17 protein-coding genes and 1 pseudogene are annotated in these 21,659 nt (G+C 73.6%); 8 read left to right on the forward strand and 10 right to left on the reverse strand.

Annotated features, from left to right (window positions below; all coding sequences use genetic code 11):
* Positions 1–120 precede the first annotated feature (120 nt).
* Both ACIRF8_RS05715 and ACIRF8_RS05720 read left to right on the forward strand, forming a co-directional pair.
* Positions 121–1,290 (forward strand): steroid 3-ketoacyl-CoA thiolase, encoded by a 1,170-nt coding sequence (locus ACIRF8_RS05715; protein ID WP_404211170.1) that lies wholly within the window; start codon positions 121–123, stop codon positions 1,288–1,290.
* A 105-nt stretch (positions 1,291–1,395) separates the two neighbouring features.
* A complete protein-coding gene (locus tag ACIRF8_RS05720) occupies positions 1,396–2,661 on the forward strand; it encodes an alpha/beta hydrolase family protein (RefSeq protein ID WP_404211172.1) in 1,266 nt (421 codons plus the stop codon).
* Here the strand turns inward: ACIRF8_RS05720 and ACIRF8_RS05725 are convergent.
* The 8 genes from ACIRF8_RS05725 to ACIRF8_RS05760 form a co-directional block, all read right to left on the reverse strand.
* Positions 2,658–3,512 carry an ECF transporter S component gene (locus ACIRF8_RS05725; protein WP_404211174.1) on the reverse strand — a complete coding sequence of 285 codons (855 nt, stop codon included), beginning with the start codon at positions 3,510–3,512 and terminating at the stop codon, positions 2,658–2,660. The genes ACIRF8_RS05720 and ACIRF8_RS05725 overlap by 4 nt on opposite strands.
* Positions 3,509–5,113, reverse strand: a complete 1,605-nt coding sequence (locus tag ACIRF8_RS05730) for an ABC transporter ATP-binding protein (RefSeq protein ID WP_404211176.1) — start codon at positions 5,111–5,113, stop codon at positions 3,509–3,511. Before ACIRF8_RS05730 ends, ACIRF8_RS05725 begins: the two co-directional genes overlap by 4 nt.
* Complete coding sequence (locus ACIRF8_RS05735) at positions 5,110–6,237, reverse strand: CbiQ family ECF transporter T component (protein WP_404211178.1); 1,128 nt, start codon at positions 6,235–6,237, stop codon at positions 5,110–5,112. Before ACIRF8_RS05735 ends, ACIRF8_RS05730 begins: the two co-directional genes overlap by 4 nt.
* Positions 6,238–6,241: 4 nt before the next feature.
* Positions 6,242–6,895 (reverse strand): SCO2322 family protein, encoded by a 654-nt coding sequence (locus ACIRF8_RS05740; protein ID WP_404211180.1) that lies wholly within the window; start codon positions 6,893–6,895, stop codon positions 6,242–6,244.
* Positions 6,892–8,127, reverse strand: coding sequence for a prenyltransferase/squalene oxidase repeat-containing protein (locus ACIRF8_RS05745; RefSeq protein ID WP_404211182.1), 1,236 nt, complete (start codon positions 8,125–8,127; stop codon positions 6,892–6,894). Before ACIRF8_RS05745 ends, ACIRF8_RS05740 begins: the two co-directional genes overlap by 4 nt.
* A gap of 905 nt (positions 8,128–9,032) precedes the next feature.
* The gene (locus ACIRF8_RS05750; RefSeq protein ID WP_404211184.1) at positions 9,033–10,205 is read right to left on the reverse strand and encodes a flotillin family protein; all 1,173 of its coding nucleotides are present in this window, start codon (positions 10,203–10,205) and stop codon (positions 9,033–9,035) included.
* Positions 10,206–10,218: 13 nt separating this feature from the next.
* Positions 10,219–10,461 (reverse strand): hypothetical protein, encoded by a 243-nt coding sequence (locus ACIRF8_RS05755; protein WP_404211186.1) that lies wholly within the window; start codon positions 10,459–10,461, stop codon positions 10,219–10,221.
* Between the two features lie 127 nt (positions 10,462–10,588).
* Entirely contained in the window at positions 10,589–11,659 is a 1,071-nt protein-coding gene (locus ACIRF8_RS05760; protein WP_404211188.1) for an MBL fold metallo-hydrolase, read from the reverse strand.
* A 195-nt stretch (positions 11,660–11,854) separates the two neighbouring features.
* On the opposite strand from ACIRF8_RS05760, the gene ACIRF8_RS05765 reads away from it, so the two are divergent.
* The 6 genes from ACIRF8_RS05765 to ACIRF8_RS05790 all read left to right on the forward strand — a co-directional run bounded on the left by ACIRF8_RS05765 (position 11,855) and on the right by ACIRF8_RS05790 (position 20,367).
* A complete protein-coding gene (locus tag ACIRF8_RS05765) occupies positions 11,855–13,327 on the forward strand; it encodes an aldehyde dehydrogenase (RefSeq protein WP_404211190.1) in 1,473 nt (490 codons plus the stop codon).
* Between the two features lie 2 nt (positions 13,328–13,329).
* Positions 13,330–13,563 (forward strand): ferredoxin, encoded by a 234-nt coding sequence (locus tag ACIRF8_RS05770; protein ID WP_404211192.1) that lies wholly within the window; start codon positions 13,330–13,332, stop codon positions 13,561–13,563.
* 218 nt (positions 13,564–13,781) lie between these two features.
* A complete protein-coding gene (lanKC, locus tag ACIRF8_RS05775; RefSeq protein ID WP_404212299.1) occupies positions 13,782–16,442 on the forward strand; it encodes a class III lanthionine synthetase LanKC in 2,661 nt (886 codons plus the stop codon).
* Between the two features lie 54 nt (positions 16,443–16,496).
* Entirely contained in the window at positions 16,497–16,622 is a 126-nt protein-coding gene (locus tag ACIRF8_RS05780) for a SapB/AmfS family lanthipeptide (protein ID WP_404211194.1), read from the forward strand.
* Between the two features lie 101 nt (positions 16,623–16,723).
* The gene (locus tag ACIRF8_RS05785; RefSeq protein WP_404211196.1) at positions 16,724–18,490 is read left to right on the forward strand and encodes an ABC transporter ATP-binding protein; all 1,767 of its coding nucleotides are present in this window, start codon (positions 16,724–16,726) and stop codon (positions 18,488–18,490) included.
* Positions 18,487–20,367, forward strand: coding sequence for an ATP-binding cassette domain-containing protein (locus ACIRF8_RS05790; RefSeq protein ID WP_404211198.1), 1,881 nt, complete (start codon positions 18,487–18,489; stop codon positions 20,365–20,367). The genes ACIRF8_RS05785 and ACIRF8_RS05790 overlap by 4 nt, the downstream gene beginning before the upstream one ends.
* On the opposite strand, the pseudogene ACIRF8_RS05795 reads toward ACIRF8_RS05790, so the two are convergent.
* Both ACIRF8_RS05795 and ACIRF8_RS05800 read right to left on the reverse strand, forming a co-directional pair.
* Positions 20,281–20,745, reverse strand: a pseudogene (locus tag ACIRF8_RS05795) (LuxR C-terminal-related transcriptional regulator); the annotation flags it as partial. The gene ACIRF8_RS05790 and the pseudogene ACIRF8_RS05795 overlap by 87 nt on opposite strands.
* Positions 20,746–20,891: 146 nt before the next feature.
* Entirely contained in the window at positions 20,892–21,512 is a 621-nt protein-coding gene (locus ACIRF8_RS05800; RefSeq protein ID WP_404211199.1) for a TetR family transcriptional regulator, read from the reverse strand.
* Between the last annotated feature and the right edge of the window lie 147 nt (positions 21,513–21,659).

A 21,659-nucleotide genomic window follows, 5' to 3' on the forward strand; every position in this document is an offset into this window, starting at 1 on the left:
GCGTACCCGGGGTAATCGCCTCGACACTGCACGGAGAACTGGTACGCGTTCTAGTTTCCCGTGCGGTGCGTGAGCCGGTTCTGGTCCTGCTGGTCCGGGAAGCGCGAGAGGACGACCGCCATGGCAGCCGAACCCGTCATCGTCGAAGCCGTACGTACGCCGATCGGCAAGCGCGGGGGCGCGCTGGCCAACCTCCATCCCGCGTACCTGCTGGGGGAGACGTACCGCGAACTCCTCGGCCGCACCGGCATCCACGCGGACTGCGTCGAGCAGATCGTCGGCGGCACGGTCACGCACGCGGGCGAGCAGTCCATGAACCCCGCACGCACCGCCTGGCTCACCATGGGCCTGCCCTACGAGACCGCCGCCACGACCGTCGACTGCCAGTGCGGCTCCTCGCAGCAGGCCTCGCACATGACCGCCAACATGATCGCGGCCGGCGTCATCGACGTGGGGATCTCCTGCGGCGTCGAGGCCATGTCGCGCGTACCGCTCGGCTCCGGGTCCAAGCACGGCCCGGGCAAACCGTTCCCCGACGAGTCCCATGTGGACCTCCCCAACCAGTTCGAGGCCGCCGAACGCATCGCCCGCAGGCGGGAGCTGACCCGGGAGAACGTCGACTCCCTCGGCCTCATCTCGCAGGAGAGGGCCGCCGCGGCCTGGGCCGAGGAACGCTTCAAGCGGGAGACGTTCGCCGTCCAGGTCCCCACCACCGAACAGGAGCAGGCCGCCGGGCAGGGCATGTGGCGCCTCGTCGACCGCGACGAGGGGCTGCGCGACACCACCATGGAAGCCCTCGCGGGCCTGAAACCCGTGATGCCGACCGCCGTCCACACCGCCGGCAACTCCTCCCAGATATCCGACGGCGCCGCCGCCCTGTTGTGGGCGTCCAAACGGATGGCGCGGGCGCTGAAACTCAAGCCCCGGGCGCGGATCGTGGCGCAGGCGCTCGTCGGCGCCGACCCGCACTACCACCTGGACGGACCCGTGGACGCGACGCGAGCCGTCCTCGGCAAGGCGGGCATGTCGCTCAAGGACATCGACATCGTCGAGATCAACGAGGCCTTCGCCTCCGTCGTGCTGAGCTGGGCGCAGGTCTTCGAGCAGGACCTGGAGAAGGTCAACGTCAACGGCGGGGCCATCGCCCTCGGCCACCCCGTGGGCGCCACCGGAGCCCGCCTCATCACCACCGCCCTGCACGAACTGGAGCGCAGGGACAAGGAGTTCGCACTCATCACCATGTGCGCGGGCGGGGCGCTCGCCACCGGGACCATCATCCAGCGGCTCTAGGACAGGCCCTATGGCGAGCCGGGGCCTCCGGGTGGTCCTGTGTCCACCCCCTGTCCGGGGGCGGCCCGGATGTCGGTGCGGCGGCCCGGTCCATAGCGTCATGGCATGAGCCAAAACACGTACAACTCACCGACCCGCAGGGGGACTTCGGCGCGGCGCACAGGGGTCGCCGCGGCCGTCGCCCTGCTTCTCGCCGGAGGACTCGCCGCCCCCGCCGCCGTCGCCCTCGACCGGCCCGCCGCGGCCTCCGCGCCCGCCGCCCACGACCAGCGCGGCACACTCCTCTCCGTCACCCGCGTCGCCGTCCTCGACCGGGCCGCCGTCACCCGCTGGCTCACCGAGCGCCAGGTGGACGCGAGCGGCGTCCGGCACGGAGTGACCGCCTACCGGCTCACCTACCGGACCCCCGACGCGACCGGCCGGCCCACCACCGCCACCGGCCTGCTCACCCTGCCGACCGGCGGCGCCCACCGCCCCGACCTCGTCTCCGACACCCACGGCACGATGGTCCACCGGGGCTACGCGCCCTCCGTCGGCGACGACTTCGGACGCATCCCCTCCTACCTCAACGCCTCCGCGGGCAGGGCCGTCGCCGCCCCCGACTACCTCGGCCTCGGCAAGGGCCCCGGCACCCACCCGTACATGGACACGGCCTCGTCCGTGACCGCCTCGCTCGACATGCTGCGCGCCGCCCGGCACGCCGCCGACCGGCTCGGCCGCCCGCTCACCGGCGACGTGTACGCGACCGGCTTCTCCCAGGGCGGCCAGGTCGCCATGGCCCTCGGCCACGCCCTGGAGTCCGGCGCCGACCGGCACTTCAGGCTGCGCGCCCTCGCCCCGGTCAGCGGGCCCTACGACGGCCCCGGCGTCGAGTTCCCCGGCCTCTTCGACGGCCGCGTCAACGACGCCAGCGGCATCTTCTACGTCTCCTACTTCCTCGTCGCCCAGAACCGCCTGCACCCCCTCTACAAGGACCCGCACGACGTCTTCCGCGCGCCCTACGCGGACCGGGTCGAGGCACTCTTCGACGGCGACCACACCGAGGAGGACGTGTTCAAGGCGCTCCCCGCGACCCTGCGGGAGCTGCTCACCCCCGGCTTCTACGCGCGGATGCAGCACCCGACCGGAACACTGGCGGAGATCCTGAAGGCCAACGACGGCGCGTGCGCCTGGAAGCCGGACGTCCCGGTGCGGCTGTACGCGGCCACGGGCGACACCGATGTGCCCATCGGCAACGCGCGGAGCTGCGCGGCCCGGTTGCGGGCGGCGGGGGTGCGGGCACCGGTGCTCGACCAAGGATCGGTGGACCACTTCGGCAGCCTCAAGGAGGCGGCACCGGAGGTCGTGCAATGGTTCGCGGGGTTGTCCTAGTCAGGGCGGACGGGCTCGAAGGCGGCCGGGGCCTCGAAGGCGGCCTTCCGGGTGGCGCGGCGCAGCGCCTTCAGGACGGCGCCGCCGACCGTCAGCGTCAGGACGAGCGTGAGCGCCGCCCGGCCCAGGTCCCAGCCGAGGGACGTCGCCAGGCAGTACGCGACGAAGCGGGCCAGATTGTCGTGGAGCGAGGCGTCCGGCTGGTACGCGACCGACGAGGCGAGCGCGTTCATGAAGGGCCAGCCGGCCAGATTCATGAGCGTGCCGTACGCGAACGCGGCGAGGAACCCGTACCCGGCGAGCATCGCGCGCTCGGGAAGGCCGCGCAGGGCGTGCGGGCCGGGCAGCAGACCCGCGCCCATCGTGAACCAGCCCATGGACAGCATCTGGAACGGCATCCAGGGCCCGACCCCGCCGGTGAGCAGCGCCGAGGCGAACATGCTGAGCGAACCCAGGACGAACCCGAACCCCGGGCCGAGGACCCGGCCGCTGAGCACCATGAGGAAGAACATCGGCTCGATCCCGGCCGTGCCCGCGCCGATGGGGCGCAGGGCCGCGCCCGCCGCCGCGAGCACCCCGAGCATCGCCACCGCCTTGGGGCCCATGCCGGACTCGGAGACCGTGGCGGCGACCACGGCGACGAGCAGGACGAGCAGCCCCGCGAACAGCCAGGGCGCGTCCTGCGCGTGCGCGTTCACCTGGGAGCCGGGGCCGGTGATCAGGGGCCACCCGATGGCCACGACCCCGACGGCGCTCACCAGGAGCAGGGCGACGACGGAGCGCGGACCGAGGCGGACGGGGTTCACCCGGCGCTCCGCGCCCGGCCGAGGGATGCGCGTCCGGTCCCTCATGCGAGCGCCCGTTCGACCTGGCCGACCGTGAGCCACCGCTGAGGGGCCAGGACCTTCGCCACCTGCGGGGCGAAGGACGGGGACGACGTGACGATCTCGGGGGTGGGGCCGTCCGCGACGATCTCGCCGTCCGCGAGGATCGCCACCCGGTGCGTCAGCTCCGCCGCCAGTTCCACGTCGTGCGTCGCCATGACGATCGCGTGCCCGTCGGCGGCCAGGCCGCGCAGGATCGTGACGAGGCGGGACTTCGCCGCGTAGTCGAGGCCCCGCGTCGGCTCGTCCAGGAGCAGCAGGGGAGGGGCCGCCGTCAGCACGATCGCCAGGGCGAGGGTGAGGCGCTGGCCCTCGGAGAGGTCCCGGGGGTGGGTGTCCTGCGCGATGCCGGGCAGGAGCCTGGTGAGCAGGGCCCGGCAGGTGCCGGGTGGTGCCGCCGCGTCCTTGTCCGCCGCCGCGCACTCGGCCGCCACGGTGTCCGCGCAGAGCAGGTCCCTGGGCTCCTGCGGGACCAGGCCCACCTTGCGGAGCAGGTCGCGGGGCGCCGTCCGGTGCGGGCGCGCGCCACCGACCGTCACCGTCCCCGTGCTGGGCCCGACCATCCCGACCAGGGCGGAGAGGAGCGTGGACTTGCCCGCGCCGTTGCGTCCCATGAGCGCGACGATCTCCCCCTTCGCCAGGTCGAGGTCCACGTGGCGCAGCGCCTCCACCCGGCCGCGCCGCACCCCGAGCCCGCGGGTGGCGGCGAGCACCTCGCCCCCGGGGGCGTGCGGCGCGGCGGGCTCGTCGAGGGGAGCGAGCCGGGTCCGCAGGTCCGCCGCCGCGCGCCGGGCGTCCCGCACGGTCAGGGGCAGCGGGTCCCAGCCCGCCAGCCGCCCCAGGCCGACCACGGGCGGACAGACGGGGGAGTCGGCCATCACCTCAGCCGGTTTCCCGACCCGCAGCGGCTCCCCGGGCGCGGGCAGCAGGGCGACCTGGTCCGCGTACTGGACGACGCGCTCCAGACGGTGTTCGGCCAGCAGGACGGTGGTGCCCAGATCGTGGACCAGGCGCTGGAGGACGGCGAGGACCTCCTCCGCGGCGGCCGGGTCGAGCGCGGACGTCGGCTCGTCCAGGACCAGGACCCGCGGGTGGGTGGTGAGGACCGAACCGATCGCCACCCGCTGCTGCTGGCCGCCCGAGAGCGTCGAGGTCGGCCGGTCGCGGAGCGCGGCCAGGCCGAGCAGGTCCAGGATCTCCTCGACCCGGCGCCGCATCACCGGCGGCGTCAGCCCCAACGACTCCATGCCGTACGCGAGTTCGTCCTCCACGGTGTCCGTGACGAAGTGGGCGAGCGGGTCCTGGCCCACCGTGCCGACGACATCGGCCAGTTCCCGCGGCTTGTGCGTGCGGGTGTCACGGCCCGCGACCGTGACCCGGCCGGTGAGCGTCCCCCCGGTGAAGTGCGGCACCAGCCCGCTCACCGCCCCGAGCAACGTCGACTTGCCGACCCCGGACGGGCCCGCGAGAAGCATCAACTCGCCCTCGGGCACCGTGAGGTCGACACCGGTGAGGGTGGGGTGCGGGGCGCCGTCGTAGCGGACGGAGACGTTCTCGAAGCGGATCACTGCGCTGCCTCCGGCGGCTGAGCGGGCAAGGGGTGCGGGGCGGGGGCCACGAAGGCGGGGAGCAGACCGAGCAGGACACCCGCCGCGGGCCACAGCGGCAGGGCGGGGGCCGTCAGCGGGACCACCTGGGGTTGCAGCGCCGCCGGGTCCCGCGCGCCCGTCCAGATCATGACCGCGGCGACCGCCGCCCCCGACGCCGCGATCAGCCACGCCCGTACGCCCCAGACGTCGGGCCGGTAACGGGTGCGCACCGAGCGGCGCCCGCCCAGCCACAGGCCCACGAGCGCCGAGGCGGCCCCGGCGAGCAGGAGCGGCAGACCGTAGCCCGCGCCGGACGCGGCGAGCAGCCCGTACGTCCCCGCGCACACCCCGATCAGACCGCCCAGGGTGAACGCGGCGGTGGCCCGGCGGACGGCCGCGGGGACCTGGGCCGTGCGGCCGTAGCCCCGCGCGTCCATCGCCGCCGCGAGCGACACCGAACGCTCCAGGGCGCCCTCAAGGACCGGTAGCCCCACCTGGAGCAGCCCGCGCATGCCCTTGTCCGGGCGGCCCCGCAGCCGCCGGGCCGCGCGCAGCCGGCGTACGTCGGCGATCAGGTTCGGCGCGAACGTCATCGCCACGACCACCGCGACACCCGCCTCGTACAGGGCGCCCGGGAGGGACTTCAGCAGGCGGGAGGGGGAGGCGAGCGCGTTCGCCGCGCCCACGCAGATCAGGAGCGTGGCCAGCTTCAGACCGTCGTAGAGGGCGAAGGCCAGCCCCTCAAGGGTGACCTCGCCGCCGATCCGCACACCCTGCGCCCAGTCCGGCAGCGGCACCTCGGGCAGCGTGAGGAGCAGATGCGTCCCCGGGATCGGCGATCCCAGCACCGTCGCGAAGACCAGACGGATCCCGATGACCGTGAGCCCCAGCTTCACGAACGCCCCGTACGAACGCGCCCACGGCGCCTCGGTGCGCCGCGCCGCCACCACGTACCCGGCGACGCCGACGAGCAGGGCCAGCAGCAGCGGGTTCGTGGTGCGCGACGCCGCGGTGCCGAGGCCGAGCGCCCAGATCCACCAGGCGCCGGGGTGCACGGCGTTGGAACGGTGGGCCCGCGGGGCCCGTAGCGTACGGCCGGTCATCGCGTCAGCCGCGGCGGCGCTTGGCCTGCCAGATCGCGCCGACGCCGAGCGCGGCGACGACGGCGACACCGGCGACGACCCCGACGGACGGGCCGGAACGGGACGGCTCGTGGGCGGCGGCGTCCGCCGGCTTCCCGGCCTTCGCGGCGTCCTCGGTCACCTGCTCGCCGCAGCCGGACCGCGGGTATCCGGAGACGGCGCACAGCAGCGCGTTGCTGTCGTAGCGCAGGGGCTTGGCGACGGAGGCGAGCGCGTCGGCCGTGGTCGCGTCCTCGCCGACCCGCGCGCAGGCCGTGCGGGGCTTCGGCGGGGTCTCGCCGCCGGGCGCGTCGCCCGCCGTGCCGAAGTCGACGACGAGGGCGACGCGCTTGTCGCCGTCCTTCGCCGGGGTGCCCGCGCAGATGGCGGCGAAGTCGGTGGTGCCGCGCGGCCGGACGGCGTCCTCGGAGTCCGCGCTCACCGCGAACCGGAAGCCCTGCACGTCCCCGTCGGACGGGGTGGTCCCGGAAGGGCCCATCGAGGCGTACGTCCAGGAGCCGCCGTCCCGTTCCCAGAACGACCAGTACCGGTAGCCGACGGCCTGCGCCGGGGCGGCCGTGAGGGCGAGCAGCGCGAGCAGCAGGCCGAGGACGAGCCCGGCCGTCCCCCCGCGGGTCACGGCTGCTGCTTCTTGCGGCCGCTGATCAGGAATCCGGCGCCGACGGCGGCGATGAACATGACGCCCACGATCCACCAGGTGCCGAAGCCGCCCCCGTCGCTCTTGTCGTCCTTGTCCGTCTTCTCCCGGCCGTCGTCGGACTGTGCGGAGGCGGGCGCCGGGCCGGTCTTGCCGAGGGCGCTCACCAGGTCGGTGCCGCCGAAGTCGCGCGGGTCGTTGCCGGTGGCGTGCGCGGCGAAGATGAGCTGGGCGTAGGCCGCGGGCCCGGACTGCGCGGCCCAGCTCTTGGCGTTCTTCTCCAGCCAGGCGTACGGGTCCTTCGTGTACTTGACGCCCTCGGCCGCGGCGACGGCGGTGACCGCGTCGGCGGTGTTGCCGTAGTCGGGCTGGTCCTCGGCGCCGGCGAGCTGGGACTTCAGGTACAGATGGGTGGAGAGCTGGTTCTGGAGGTGGACCGCGCCGTTGTGCGCGAGGTCCTCGGGCGCCTTGCCGTCCTCACAGGTGTACGCGTCGGGGGCCTCGCCCTTGCCGGGCGCGAATCCGGTGCCGAGCGCGCCGAGGACACCCGCCGCGGTGGCGTCGGCGTTCGCCGCCAGCTTGCCCTTCTTGTCGGGCTGGTAGGCGAGGGCGCCGCCGTTCCTGTCGTCCGAGCAGGGCAGGGCGAGGGAGGCGAGCGCGTCCAGGCCGGACTTGCCGGCACCCGACGTCACGTCGGCGGGCTTCTCGCCCGCGGCGGCGAGCGCGCCCAGCACGACGGAGGTGGAGTTGGCGTCGCTGGCGCCGCCGGGGTTGTAGCCCCAGCCGCCGTCGTCGTTCTGGTTCTTCCTCAGCCAGTCGACGCCCTTGCTGACCTGGGCCTTCCGGCCGCCGACCGCGACCAGGGCCTGTACGGCGGCTGCGGTGCTGTTGCTGTCGAGGGTCGTCTTGGCGTCGCACGCCGTGCCCGGCCGGGCACGGAACGCCGCGAAGCCGCCGTTCTCGCACTGCTGGCCCGCGAGCCACGTGACGGCCTTCTCCGCCGGCTTCACCCCGACCGTGTCCTGCGCGACGAGGGCGAGCGACTGCCGCCACACGCCGTCGTAGGTGGGGTCGGACGTGCCGTAGAGACCGGACGGCAGGACGACCTTCGGCGAGGGGGAGGGAGAGGCGCCGTCCGCGACCGCGGCCTGCGCGCTCACGGCGCCGATCACGACGGTCGCGGCGACGAGCGCGGCGGTGCGGCGAATCTTCATGGTGGGGCGGGTGCCTCTCCCTGCGGGGGACCCGGGCGGCACGGCACGCACAGGCACCGGGCGGCTCCGGTTCCGTATGCCTCGACGGTCCTGAGCCGATCATGATGCGCCCGAGACATTCCGGCTGTACGGATCGGGGAAGGGATCAGCGCCGGACTCGCACCGGCTTCCCCTCGCACGCGCATATGACGACCTACCTACTGTACCGGCCACCCGATTCCCCCCAAGAGGGAGGGAAACCCCTGCTCGACCAGGGCCGCGGACAGCCCCCCGGACCACCGACGCCCCCGCGAGGGCCGCGGGGAACGGCGCGAGCACCCACGACGCACCCGCGCCTATGCGGACGGCAGCGCCCCGGCGAGGGGCGCGGGGAACGGCGCGAGCAACCACGACGCACCCGCGCTTGCCCGGACGGCCGCGCCCCGGTGAGGGGCGCGGGGAACGGCGCGAGCAACCACGATGCACCCGTGCCTACGTGGACGGCCGCGCCCCGGCGAGGGGCGCGGGGAACGGCGCGAGCAACCACGACGCACCCGCGCCCATGCGGAAGGCAGCGGCCCGGCGAGGGGCGCGGGGAACGGCGCGAGCAACCACGACGCACCCGCGCCTACGCGGACGGCAGCGCCCCGGCGAGGGGCGCGGGGAACGGCGCGAGCAACCACGACGCACCCGCGCTTGCCCGGACGGCCGCGCCACCACGGCGCGAGCAACCACGACGCACCCGCGCTTGCCGGGAGGACGCGCGCCCCACGGCGAGGGCTCCGCATCCGCCCCGAGCCCCCGGGGAGGACGCGCGCCCCCCCGGCGAGGGGCTCCGCATCCGCCCCGAGCCCCCGGGGAGGACCCCCAACCCGCGTCGACAAGGTCACCCCGGACACAACGCCCGCCCCGCCCCGGCGAAGGTGTCAGCGGACGTCGACCGGGCCGTCGTCGTCCGTGCGGGGCGCCCGCTCGCCCAGATAGCGTTCCATCACCGCGCCCGGCGCCGCCGTGCCCTCCTGGCCGCTCAGGTTCTTGCGGACCGAGTCGAGGATCGTCAGGCCCTGCCCGACGAGACCGGCCGCGATCTCGCCGAGGCCGTCCGCGCCGTTGAGGACGTTCACGTTGGCCCCGGCGAGGCCCGCGGACGCCTCCTTCACGATCTGGGGGAGCTGGTCGATGAGCATGCGGTCGAGCGCGACCCGGTCGTAGGAGGCCGCGGCCTCCGCCTGGATCTTCATGCGCTCGGCCTCGGCCAGCGCGAGGACCCGGATGCGCTCCGCGTCCGCCTGGGCCGGTTTCACGATCTCGGCGATGAGCTGCTTCTCCCGCAACTCGGCCCGCTTGAGCGCGAGTTCGGTCTGCGCGGCCAGCACTTCCTGCTGGGCGCGGGCCAGCGCGAGCGGCCCGGCCTGCTCGGCCTGCGCCTTGGCGCGGTCCACCTCGGCGCTGTACTCGGCCTGCACGATCGCGGTCTGCCGCGCGAACTCGGCCTGTTTGCGGGCGGCTGCCTGCTCCGCCTCCGCGGACGCCTGCGTGGCCTGCGCCTGGGCGATCTGCGCGGCTCGCCGGATGTTGGCCTTGTGCGGCTGCGACATGGCCTCGATGTACCCGGTGCTGCCGTCGTCGATGGACTGGATCTGGAGCGAGTCGACGTGCAGGCCGATCTTGGCCATCTCGGCCTTCGACGTGTCGAGCACCTCGGTGGCGAGTTTCTGCCGTTCGGTGACGATCTCCTCGACGGTCATCGAACCGATGATGGACCGCAGGTGACCGGCGAAGATCCGCCCGGTGAGGACCGACATCTGGTCCTGGTCGGAGAGGAAGCGCTGACCGGCGTTGACGATCGACTCCTGGTCGTTGCCGACCTTGAAGGCGATGACGGCGCGCACGGTCAGGGCTATGCCCTGCCGGGTCACGCACTTCTCCACCACCTCCGCCTCGCTCATGGCGAGGGAGAGGAAACGGGTCTTGCGGAACACGGGCAGGACGAACTTCCCGTGCCCGGTGACGACGCGGAACGGCGCTCCCCCAAGTCCCCGCCTGCCGCCCGAGATCAGCATCGCCTCGTCGGGTGCGGGAACGCGATATCCGAACATGCCTGAAGTCTCCTTAGCGGGTGCCGCCCAGGTCGCCGATCAGGGGGTCGCCCCACGCCATGACGGTGACCTGCCGGTGCCCGAGGGACTCCGTGACCAGCACGGTCACGCCCCGCGTCAGCGGCTCGTCGGAGTACGCGATGAACGTCTCCGTGCCGCCCCTGATCCGCACCAGCACCTCACCCGGCCCACCGGCCCCACGCGTGCCGACGACCAGTTCCCCCGTACAGCCGACCACAGCCTCGTCCGGCGCCATCGGCGGCCGCCCCCTTGTCGTTCCAGCTCACATGAGCCCTTGAGGGCCAGACCCTACGCCTGCGGCCTCGCGCCGACCATCCACGCGCGGCAAAGATCCGCCCCCGGTCAGGGGCCCGCTGGCTACGTCAGGAAACCGCCGCGTACGCCACCGGATCGCTGCCCGCCACCGCCTCCGCCCGGCCCAGCTTCACCAGTCTGCGCAGGTGCGCCTCCGCCTCGGAGACCGCGATGGTGCGTGAGCCGTAGGGGATGTCGGCCCAGGGGCGGTTCCACTCCATGCGCTCGGCGAGCTGCCAGGGCGTGAGCGGGGTGGCCAGCAGGGCGTGCAGGTCGGTGAGGCGGGACTCGTGGTGCTCCAGCAACTCCCGTACGCGGCCGGGCGCGTCGGTGAAGGGATGCTGATGGGCGGGGAGCACTTCGGCGGGGGCGAGACGGCCGACGCGTTCCAAGGAGTCGAGGTAGTCGCCGAGCGGGTCGGTGGAGCCCTCCTCGACGGCCGGGTCCTCGTAGAGGCCGATGTGCGGGGTGATGCCGGGCAGTACGTGGTCGCCGGAGAAGAGGCGGCCGTTGCCGGGCAGGCCCGCGGGGTGGTCCTCCTCCAGGTGCAGGCAGAGGTGGCCGGGGGTGTGGCCGGGGGTCCAGATCGCGCGGAGCCTGCGGCCCGGCAGGTCGAGGAGGTCGCCGGGGGTGACGGTGCGGTCGGGCAGGGCCGCGTCGAGCCCGGGCAGGCGGCGCGGGCGGCCCGCCTCCGCCGCAGCGAGCAGCGGCGCGACGTGCTCCTCGGGCGCCCCGGCCGCGAGCAGTTTGGCGGCCATGTACGCGTACCAGCGCGCGGGCGGGCTCTCGCGGGTGCGGCGCACCACCGCCGCGTCGGCCTCGTGCATGGCGATCCACGCCCCGGACGCCTCGCGGACCTTCGCCGAGAGGCCGTGGTGGTCGGGGTGGTGGTGGGTGATGAGGACGCCGGTGAGGTCGGTGACCGCGGTGCCGCAGGCGGCGAGGCCGGAGGTCAGCGCGGTCCAGGAGGTGGGGTCGTCCCAGCCGGTGTCGATGAGGACCGGTCCCGCGTCGGTGTCCAGGAGGTGGATGAGGGTGTGGCCGAGCGGGTTGTCGGGGATGGGCACGCGGATGCTGTGGACGCCTCCGCCGTGGTCGGTCACCCGCGTCGCCGCTGCCGTCTCCGACGTCTCTGCCATGGGCTCGCCTCTCCGCCGCCGGAGCGCCTGTCCCGCGCGCCGAACTCCGGTCACTCTAATGGAACATGTAGAACTTGTTTCAATGGTCGCCCGAGCCGACCTTCCCGGCCGCCGCCGTCACCCTTCCGCATCACCACCGGGACTGGTATCAGTTCTGATACATCGTCAGAAACCGTCACGGAAGCGGAAGTCGCCATGACCGAGCTCGTGGAACACGGACAACTGTTCATCGGCGGGGAGCTGACCGATCCCCTCGGCAAGGACGTCATCGAGGTCGTCTCCCCGCACACCGGCGAGGTCTTCGGACGGGTGCCGCACGCCGCGCCCGCCGACGTGGACCGCGCCGTCGCCGCCGCCCGCCGGGCCTTCGACGAGGGCCCCTGGCCGCGGATGAGCCTCGACGAGCGGATCACCGTCGTCGGCCGCATCAAGGACGCCGTCGCCGCGCGCCACGAGGAGATCGCGCGGATCATCTCCCAGGAGAACGGCTCCCCCTACTCGTGGTCGGTGCTCGCCCAGGCCCTCGGCGCGATGATGGTGTGGGACTGCGCGATCAACGTCGCCCGCGGCTTCACCCACGAGGAGACCCGTGACGGCGCGCTCGGGAAGCTGCTGGTGCGGCGCGAGCCGGTGGGGGTCGTCGCGGCCGTCGTGCCGTGGAACGTGCCCCAGTTCGTGGCCGCGGCCAAGCTCGCCCCAGCTCTCCTCGCCGGCTGCACCGTCGTCCTCAAGCCGTCACCGGAGTCACCCCTCGACGCGTACGTCCTCGGCGAGATCGCCAAGGAGGCCGGGCTGCCCGAGGGGGTGCTCTCCATCCTTCCCGCCGGCCGCGAGGTGAGCGAGTACCTGGTCGGGCATCCGGGCATCGACAAGATCTCCTTCACCGGATCGGTCGGCGCGGGCAAACGCGTCATGGAGGTGGCGGCCCGTCACCTGACGCGCGTGACGCTGGAGTTGGGTGGCAAGTCGGCCGCCGTGGTCCTGCCCGACGCCGACGTCGAGTCGACCGTCGCGGGCGTCGTGCCCGCCGCCTGGATGAACAACGGGCAGGCCTGCGTCGCCCAGACCCGCATCCTGCTGCCCCGCTCCCGCTACGACGAGTTCGCCGAGGCGTTCACGGCCGCCGCCGCCGCACTCGTCGTCGGCGACCCGCTGGACCCGGCGACCCAGGTCGGCCCGCTCGTCGCCCGGCGCCAGCAGCAGCGCAACCTCGACTACATCCGCATCGGCCAGGAGGAGGGCGCCAAGGTGCTGACCGGGGGCGGCGCGCCCACCGCGGCAGGGCTCGAACACGGCTGGTACGTCGAGCCGACCCTCTTCGGCGACGTCCACAACGGCATGCGCGTCGCCCGCGAGGAGATCTTCGGCCCGGTCATCTGCCTCCTCCCCTACGGCGACGAGAGCGAGGCCGTACGGATCGCGAACGACTCCGACTACGGGCTCAGCGGCAGCGTGTGGACCGCCGACGTCGCACACGGCGTGGACATCGCCCGGCAGGTGCGCACGGGCACGTACAACGTGAACACCTTCAGCCTCGACATGCTCGGCCCCTTCGGCGGCTACAAGAACAGCGGCCTGGGACGGGAGTTCGGGCCCGAGGGATACAGCGCGTACCTGGAGCACAAGATGATCCACCTGCCCGCCGGCTACGCACCCGGGGAGAGCTGAGCATGGGCGACCGGTGGCACGTGGAGGTCGACCGGGGCGTCTGCATCGGGTCGGGCATGTGCCTGCATCACGCACCCGGCGCGTTCCGCCTCGACACGGCCCGGCAGTCCCACCCCGAGGACCCGGAGACGGACGCGAACGAGAACGTCCTCGCGGCGGCCGAGGGCTGCCCCGTCGAGGCCATCGCGATCACCCTGGCCGACGGCGGCGAGCCGGTCTTCCCGCCCGAGGAATGACCAGCGGGGACCGCCGCCGACCGCGGCGGCGGCCCCGTTCCGCTCGTGGACGCAAGCGGGCGAACATGTCGAAAGCGTGAACTCGAACAAGGCGAACATTACTTTCCTCGTGCGTTCCGCACTGTTTTCTGATGACAGTTGTGACTGTCCGCCCTCTTGGCCGCATGCGAATCTCGTTGCCGTCCGACAACGGGATGTCGAGGAGGGCGACCTACGCCATGGACAAGCGGTACGAGGTCTACGCCCTTGCCGATCCGTATTTCTACGAGACACCCGAGCGGATCTCCGCCGACGGGAAAGCGCGGGCCCTGCCCGAGTTCGACACGGCACGCCGCCCCGTCCCGGACGGATGGCGCAGCGACACCAACGGGGAATGGCTGAACCTGACCCCGCTCGACGACGACGGCACACCCCGCCTGGGCCCCGGACAAGGCTGGAAGATACACGCGACCGCCACCCGGGAGAACGCGGAGAAGGTCGCCTCCGTCGTCTGGGACTACTGCGTACCGCGCGGCATCCCCTTCAAATTCGTCCCGGCACCGCACCTTCTTCATCTGCGGAACGCGAAATACGCGAGCCGGGACACGAGCGGGAAGTTCGTCACCATCTACCCGGCCGACGAGGAACGATGTCACCGAATACTTGAGGAGTTGGGAGAACTGCTGCGCGGCCTCGACGGCCCGTACATTCTCACCGACCTCCGCTGGGGCGAAGGACCGCTCTATGTGCGGTACGGCGCCTTTTCCCGCCGACTCGTCGCGAATGAACGCGGCGCACTCGTCACCGCCATCGAGGACGGCGAGGGCCGCCTGGTGCCCGACAAACGGGACCCGGCCTTCCAGGTCCCCGACTGGGTTCCCCTGCCGGACTTCCTCAAACCTCACGTCGACGCCCGCAACGCCACGACCGTCACCGACCTGCCCTACCGCTTCGAGAAGGCCCTGCACTTCTCCAACGGAGGCGGCGTCTACCGCGGTGTCGACACCCGCGACGGCCGCACCGTCGTCCTCAAGGAGGGCCGCCCGCACGCCGGCCTGGCCGCCGACGGGGCCGACGCCATCGCCCGCCTGGAACGCGAGAAGGCCGCCCTGGAACGCCTGTCCGGGCTCGGCGTCGCCCCCGAGGTACGCGACTGGTTCCTCATCGGCGACCACCGCTTCCTGGTCATGGACCACGTGGCGGGACGCCCCCTCAACGCCTTCTTCGCCGAGCGTCACCCGCTGCTCGCACCCGACCCCGACCCGGCGGCCGTCGCCGACTACGCGGCCTGGGTGCTGCGCATCAACGCCGCCGTCGAGAAGGCGGTCGCCGCCGTCCACGAACGCGGCATCGTCTTCAACGACCTGCACCTGTTCAACATCATGGTCGGCTCCGCCGAGGGCGACGAGGAGACCGTCACCCTCATCGACTTCGAGGCCGCCACCCGCGTCGAGGAGGAGGGCGGCCAGATGCTGGCCCACCCCGGCTTCTGGGCGCCGTTCGACCGCACCGGCACCGACATCGACCGCTACGCCCTCGCATGCCTGCGGATCGCCCTGTTCCTGCCCGTGACGACCCTGTTCGTCGTGGACCGGCGCAAGGCGGCCCACCTGGCCGGGATCATCGCCGCCGAATTCCCCACCGTGCCACGGGAGTTCCTGGACGAGGCCGTCGCCGAGATCACCCGCGGGATCCCCGACGTGCCGGTCGCGGCGAGGGGAGCGACCGGCACGACCCCGCCCGTGGAACCCGCCGACTGGCCGCGCAGCCGCGACTCCATGGTCGCCGCCGTCCTGGCCTCGGCCACCCCCGACCGCGACGACCGGCTCTTCCCCGGCGACGTCGCCCAGTTCGCCACCGGCGGCGGCCTCGGCCTCGCCCACGGCGCCGCCGGGGTCCTGCACGCCTTCGCCGAGACCGGCGCCGACCGCTACGAGCAGGGCGAGCGCTGGCTCCTCGACCACACCGACCCGGTGCCGCCCGGCACCGCCCTCGGCCTCTACGACGGCATCGCCGGGGTCGCCTATGTCCTGGACCGGCTCGGCCACCGGGAACGCGCCCTCGATCTGGTCGACCGCCTGCTGAGCGAGAAGTGGCAGCGGCTCACCGGCGAACTCGACAGCGGCCTCGCCGGGGTCGGCCTGGTCCTCGACCACCTCGCCCGCACCACCGGCGAGAGCGACCTCGCCGACCGTGCCCTGGAGGCCGCGGCCCTCGTCGCCGACCGCATCACCCACGTACGCGCCACGGACCGCGCGTCCACCTCCAAGCGGCGGGCCGGACTCCTGCGCGGCCTGACCGGACCCGCCCTGCTCCTGCTGCGCCTGTACGAGCGGACCGGCTCCGGGGAACACCTCGAACTCGCCGGGCAGGCCCTCGACCTGGATCTCGACCGGTGCCGGATCGCCTCCGACGGCGGTCTCCAGGTCGACGAGGGCTGGCGCACCATGCCGTACCTGGGTGACGGCAGCGCGGGCATCGGCATGGTCCTCGACGACTACCTGCGGCTCGCCCCGGGCGCGGAGCTGGGCGGGCGCGACATCGAGCGGGTCAGGCAGTCCGTCGTCACCGCGGCGACCTCCCGCTTCTACGTCCAGCCCGGTCTGTTCGAGGGCCGCGCCGGAATGATCCTGCACCTCGCCCGCACCACGGCGCCCGGCGCCACCGACGCGCGGCTCGCCGCGCAGGTCGACGCCCTGGGCTGGCTGTCGATGCCCTACAAGGACCAACTCGCCTTCCCGGGACACCAGATGATGCGCCTGTCCATGGACCTCGGCTCCGGAACGGCGGGGTGCCTGCTGGCGCTCGGCGCGGCCCTGGACCCGGAACGCGGCGCCCACCTGCCGTTCCTCCCGCCCTTGCGGCGGCCACCGAACCCGGCTCCGGCAGCGGAGTCGTGACACAACCGCACCATCCCGTCCCCACGGAGACAGACCTCGACGAAAGGAAACACCATGGCACTTCTCGACCTTCAGAGCCTGGAAGCCGACGAGATGACCGGCGGCGGTGGCGGTGGCAGCAACGCGAGCCTGCTGCTCTGCGACAAGCACAGCTCGAACAGCACCATCCTTTGTCTGTGACGGTCCTTGCGCGCCGCTGAAGGCGGTGCGGTACCGATGAACGGCGGGGCCGCCCTCGGGCGGCCCCGTCCCCGTCCCCGCCCCCCCTGGGCGCGACCCGGATGCGAGGCCCCGTGAAGACGTCGGGCGACGCCCTCCTGCGCACCGCGACCCGGCACAGCGCCGGCCGCTGCCTGACCCTGTGCCTGCTCACCGTCGCCTCGGCGGGCGTGGGCCTGCTGCTCCCCTATGTGCTCGGCCGCACCGTCGACGCCCTGCTCGCCGCGCATGCGAGCGGGCCGGGCGGCCCCGGCCACGGTGACACCGGCCGCTGGCTGCTGACCACCGCCGCCCTGCTCGGCGGCCTCACCCTCCTCGACTGCTGCGTCGACGTCCTCACCGGCACCACCAACGCCCGCACCACGGCCTGGCTGCGCCGGGGCCTCGTCCGCCACGTCCTCGCCGTCGGACCCGGCGCCACCACACGGTTTCCCGCGGGCGACCTCGTCGCGCGGCTCGTCGGCGGCACCGCGCAGGCCGGGCCCGCCCCCGCGACCGTCGCCGCCCTCGCCGCCACACTCGCCCTGCCCGTCGGCGCCCTCGTCGCGCTCGGCGTCATCGACCCCTGGCTCGTCGCCGCGTTCCTCGCCGGAGCGCCCGCGCTCGCCCTGCTCCTGCGTACCTTCGCCCGCGCCTCCTCCGACTGCGTCACCGCCTACCTGAACGCCCAGGGCTCCCTCGCGACCCGGCTCACCGAGGCGATCGGCGGGGCCCGCACCATCGCCGCCGCCCGCACCGCGGACCGGGAGACCACCCGTGTCCTGGAGCCCCTGCCCGAACTCGCCCACCAGGGCATGCGGTTGTGGCGCGTACAGGGCAGGGCGAGCGCGGGCGCGGTGGCCCTCGCCCCCATGCTCCAGATCGCGGTGATCGCGACCGCGGGGCTGCTCCTCCTCCGCCACCGGCTGTCCGTCGGAGAGTTGCTGGCCGCGTCCCGCTACGCCGTCCTCGCCACCGGCGTCGGCCTGCTCGTCGGCGACATCTCGGCCCTGGTCCGCACCCGGGCCGCGGGGCAACGCCTCGGTGACGTCCTGGGCGAGCCCGTGCCCCCGTACGGGAAGGCCCGTGTCCCGGACGGCGGAGGCCGCCTCGAACTGCGCGGCGTCACCGCGCGCCGCGACGGCCGCACCGTCCTCGACCGCGTCGACCTGACCGTCCCCGCGGGGGAGACGCTCGCCGTGGTCGGCGTGTCCGGCGCGGGCAAATCCCTGCTCGCCGCGATCGCGGGACGCCTCGCCGACCCGGACGACGGCACCGTCCTCCTCGACGGCACCCCGCTGCCCGAACTGAGCCGCGCCGAACTCCGCGCCGCGATCGGCTACGCCTTCGAACGACCCACCCTGCTGGGCGACACCCTGGCCGACACGATCGGCCTCGGCCCCGCCGATGCCGCCCCGGAACGGGTCCTGCGCGCCGCCGAGGCCGCCCACGCCGACGGCTTCGTGCGCCGCCTCCCCGAGGGATACGCCACCGCCTGCGCCGACGCCCCCCTCTCCGGCGGCGAGGCCCAACGTCTGGGTCTGGCACGGGCGTTCGCGCACGGCGGTCGGCTGCTCGTCCTCGACGACGCCCTGTCCAGCCTCGACACGATCACCGAACGGGAGATCGCCGCCGCCCTGCTGCGACACGCCCCCGGCACCACCCGCCTCGTCGTCGCCCACCGCGCCACGACCGCCGCCCGCGCCTCCACGGTCGCCTGGCTCGACGGTGGACGCGTCCGCGCGCTCGGCCCGCACGCACGGCTGTGGCGCGACCCCGATTACCGGGCGGTGTTCGCGGGCGACAGCGGCGGCGCCGAGACCGAGGCCGTGGGCGGTGGGGCGGCGTGACCACGGCCCCCGTGCGGCGCCCGGGCACGTACCGCCGGGGCCTGCGCTTCCTGCTGCGGCGCCGCACCACCGTCGCCCGGCTCGTCGCCTGGTCCGTCCTGGAGACGGGGCAGACCTTCCTGCTCGGCCTGGCCCTCGCCCGCGCCCTCGACGACGGCTTCCTCGCCGGACGCCGGGACATCGGGCTGCTCTGGCTCGGCGTGGCCGTCCTCGGCGTCGGCGCCGGAGCCCTCGGCACGGCCCGCGTCTACGGGGCGGTGGCCGGGCTCGTCGAGCCGTTGCGGGACCTTCTCGTGCGGCGGGTCGTCGAGCGGGGCGTGCGGGACGGCGACGGGGGAGCGGTGTCGCGCCTCACCCAGCAGGTGGAGATCGCCCGCGACACCTTCGCCGGCCTGATCATGGTGTCGCGCTCCTTCGTCTTCACCGCCGCCGGCGCCCTGATCGGCCTGTTCTCGCTCGCCCCCGTGCTGCTGCTCGTGGTCGCGCCGCCGCTCGTCGCCGGGCTCGCCCTGTTCCTCGGCACGCTGCGCCCGCTCTCCCGCGGGCAGGAGGCGTTCCTGATCGCCGACGAGACCGTCTCGGCCCGCCTCGCCCTCGTCTGCGCGGGCCTCAGGGACGTCACGGCGGCGGGCGCGGAGGAGCCGACGGCACGCGGCGCCGACACACTCATCGACCACCAGTACCGCGCCTCGCGCACCCTGGCGTGGTGGGCGGTGCCCCGGGTGCTCGCCCTCGGCATCGGCGGCCAACTCCCGCTGCTGCTGCTCCTGGTGACGGCGCCGTGGACCCTGGACCGCGGGGTGAGCGCGGGCGCCCTGGTCGGCTCCCTCGCCTACGTCAGCCAGTCCCTGCTGCCCGCCCTCCAGAACCTGGTCCACGGCCTGGGCGCGGGCGGCTCGCGCCTGGTCGTCGTCCTGCGCAGGCTGACCGCCGAGACGGGCCGGGGGACGCCACCGGCGGACGAGTCCGTGTACGCCCCGCCAGAACCCTCCGCACCGGCCCTGGACGTGTCCGCCCTGACCTTCGCCTACGGGCCCGGCGCCGAACCGGTCCTCGACGGCCTCTCCCTCACCGTCCCCCGGGGCGGCCACCTCGCCGTGGTCGGCCCCAGCGGCATCGGCAAGTCCACCCTGGCCGGGCTCGCCGCGGGACTCCTCGTGCCCGGCGCGGGCGAGATCCGGGTGTGCGGACTGCCCGCACGTTCCCGGCAGGCGGCTGCAACGCGGGTGCTGATCCCGCAGGAGGCGTACGTCTTCAGCGCCACCCTGCGCGACAACCTCGGCTATCTGCGCCAGGACCCGGTGCCCGACGCCGAGCTCGACCGGGCCGCCGCCGCGACCGGCCTCGACACGCTGCTCGCCCGGCTCGGCGGCCTCGACGCCCCGCTGGACCCGGCGGCCCTGTCGGCAGGGGAGCGGCAGCTCGTCGCACTGACCCGCGCCTACCTCTCGACCGCCCCCCTGGCCCTGCTCGACGAGGCCACCTGTCATCTCGACCCGGCGGCCGAGGAGCGCGCCGAGCGGGCGTTCGCCGCCCGCCCGGGGGGCACCCTGGTGGTGATCGCCCACCGGATCAGCTCCGCGCACCGCGCCGACCGCATCCTGGTCCTGGACGGCCCGCGCACGGCCTGCGGCAGCCACGGGGAACTGCTCGCGCTCTCCCCGCTCTACCGGGACCTGGCGGGCGCGTGGGACGCGCCCGCCCCGTCACAGCCAGCCCTCGCCCTGGGAGATCCGGATGGCGTCGATCCTGTTGCGGGCGCCGATCTTGCGGGTGATGGCGGCCATGTAGTTGCGCACCGTGCCGTTGGACAGATGCAGGCTGCGCGCGATCTCGGAGACCGAGGCGCCCTCCGCGGCCAGCGACAACACCCCTAACTCCCGTAAAGTGAGCGGGTTCTGAGAGGCCCTCAGGAATCCGAAGCCCAGCGAGTCGTCCACGTACCGCTGCCCCTTGGCCGCCTGCCTGATCCCGGCGAGGAGCCGCTCCACCGGGCTGTCCTTGTCGACGTAGCCGAGCGCCTGCGCCTCCACGGCCCGGCGCAGCAGCCCCGGCCTGCTGGTGGAGGCGAGCACCACCAGCGGGCACCGTAACTCTCCCAATGGCGGTATCCCGTACGGCATGTCGCAGTCCAGATCGACCACGCAGATCTGCGGTCCGAGCGCCTTCGCTCTACTGGGCGCGGTGCGCCATGGTGTGTGATGCACCATCAGATCCGGTTCCTTGTCGAGGCGTTCGGCCAGCGCCGAACGCATCAGACAGGAATCGTGCACAAGAAGTACCCGGGTCACTTCTGCCCCCTCAAAACCGGCCGTTCCGGCTGCTCCGCCCAGCGCGTGAACAATTCAACCGGCGGGTTCCCCGTTGGGGATGAGCAGAACTGGCCAAGGCCGCCGAGGTGTCAGTCGTGACCGGGATCGGTCAGGTCGATGAGCCGGCAGACGGTCTCGATGTCGATCTTCACCTGGGCGATCGAGGCCCGGCCCGACAGCCAGGTGATGAGCGCCGAGTGCCAGGTGTGCTCGATGACGCGGACCGCCGAGAGCTGTGCGGGCGTCGGGTCGTCGAGCTCCATCGCGTCCAGGATGATCGCCGTGGTCTGCCGGGAGACCTGGTCGACCTCGGGGCTGACGCTGCGGTCCGCGAACGTCAGGGCGCGGACCATCGCGTCGGCCAGGTGCGGCTCGCGCTGCAACGCCCGGAAGGCCCGGATCAGCGTCTCCGCGACCCGCTCGGCCGGGGAGTCCGAGGACGGCGGACGCTTGCGGACCGTGGTGTGCATGTGCTGCAACTGGTCCTGCATGGTCGCCACCAACAGGTGGACCTTGCTCGGGAAGTACCGGTACAGCGTGCCGAGAGCCACCTGGGACGACTCGGCGACCTCGCGCATCTGCACCGCGTCGAAGCCGCCGCGGGCCGCGAGCTGGGCGCTCGCGTGCAGGATGCGGCGGCGCCGCGCCTCCTGCCGCTCGGTGAGGGCGGGGGCACCCTGCGCGGAGCTTCTGGCGTCCGGAGCTGTCATCAGTTCGCTTCCGTGTCCCGTGGTCCCGGCCGTGGCGTGAATCACCCGATCCGCCGGTCACAGCCTGGCTACCTGCCGGTAGATTCGGTGCTCATTGAACGATCAAGTCTGAAACTTGTTCTAGATTAGCGTCCCCACGTAGTGTCC

Origin of the sequence: Streptomyces sp. NPDC102406, from assembly GCF_044765725.1 — a bacterium.
Lineage (GTDB): Bacteria > Actinomycetota > Actinomycetes > Streptomycetales > Streptomycetaceae > Streptomyces.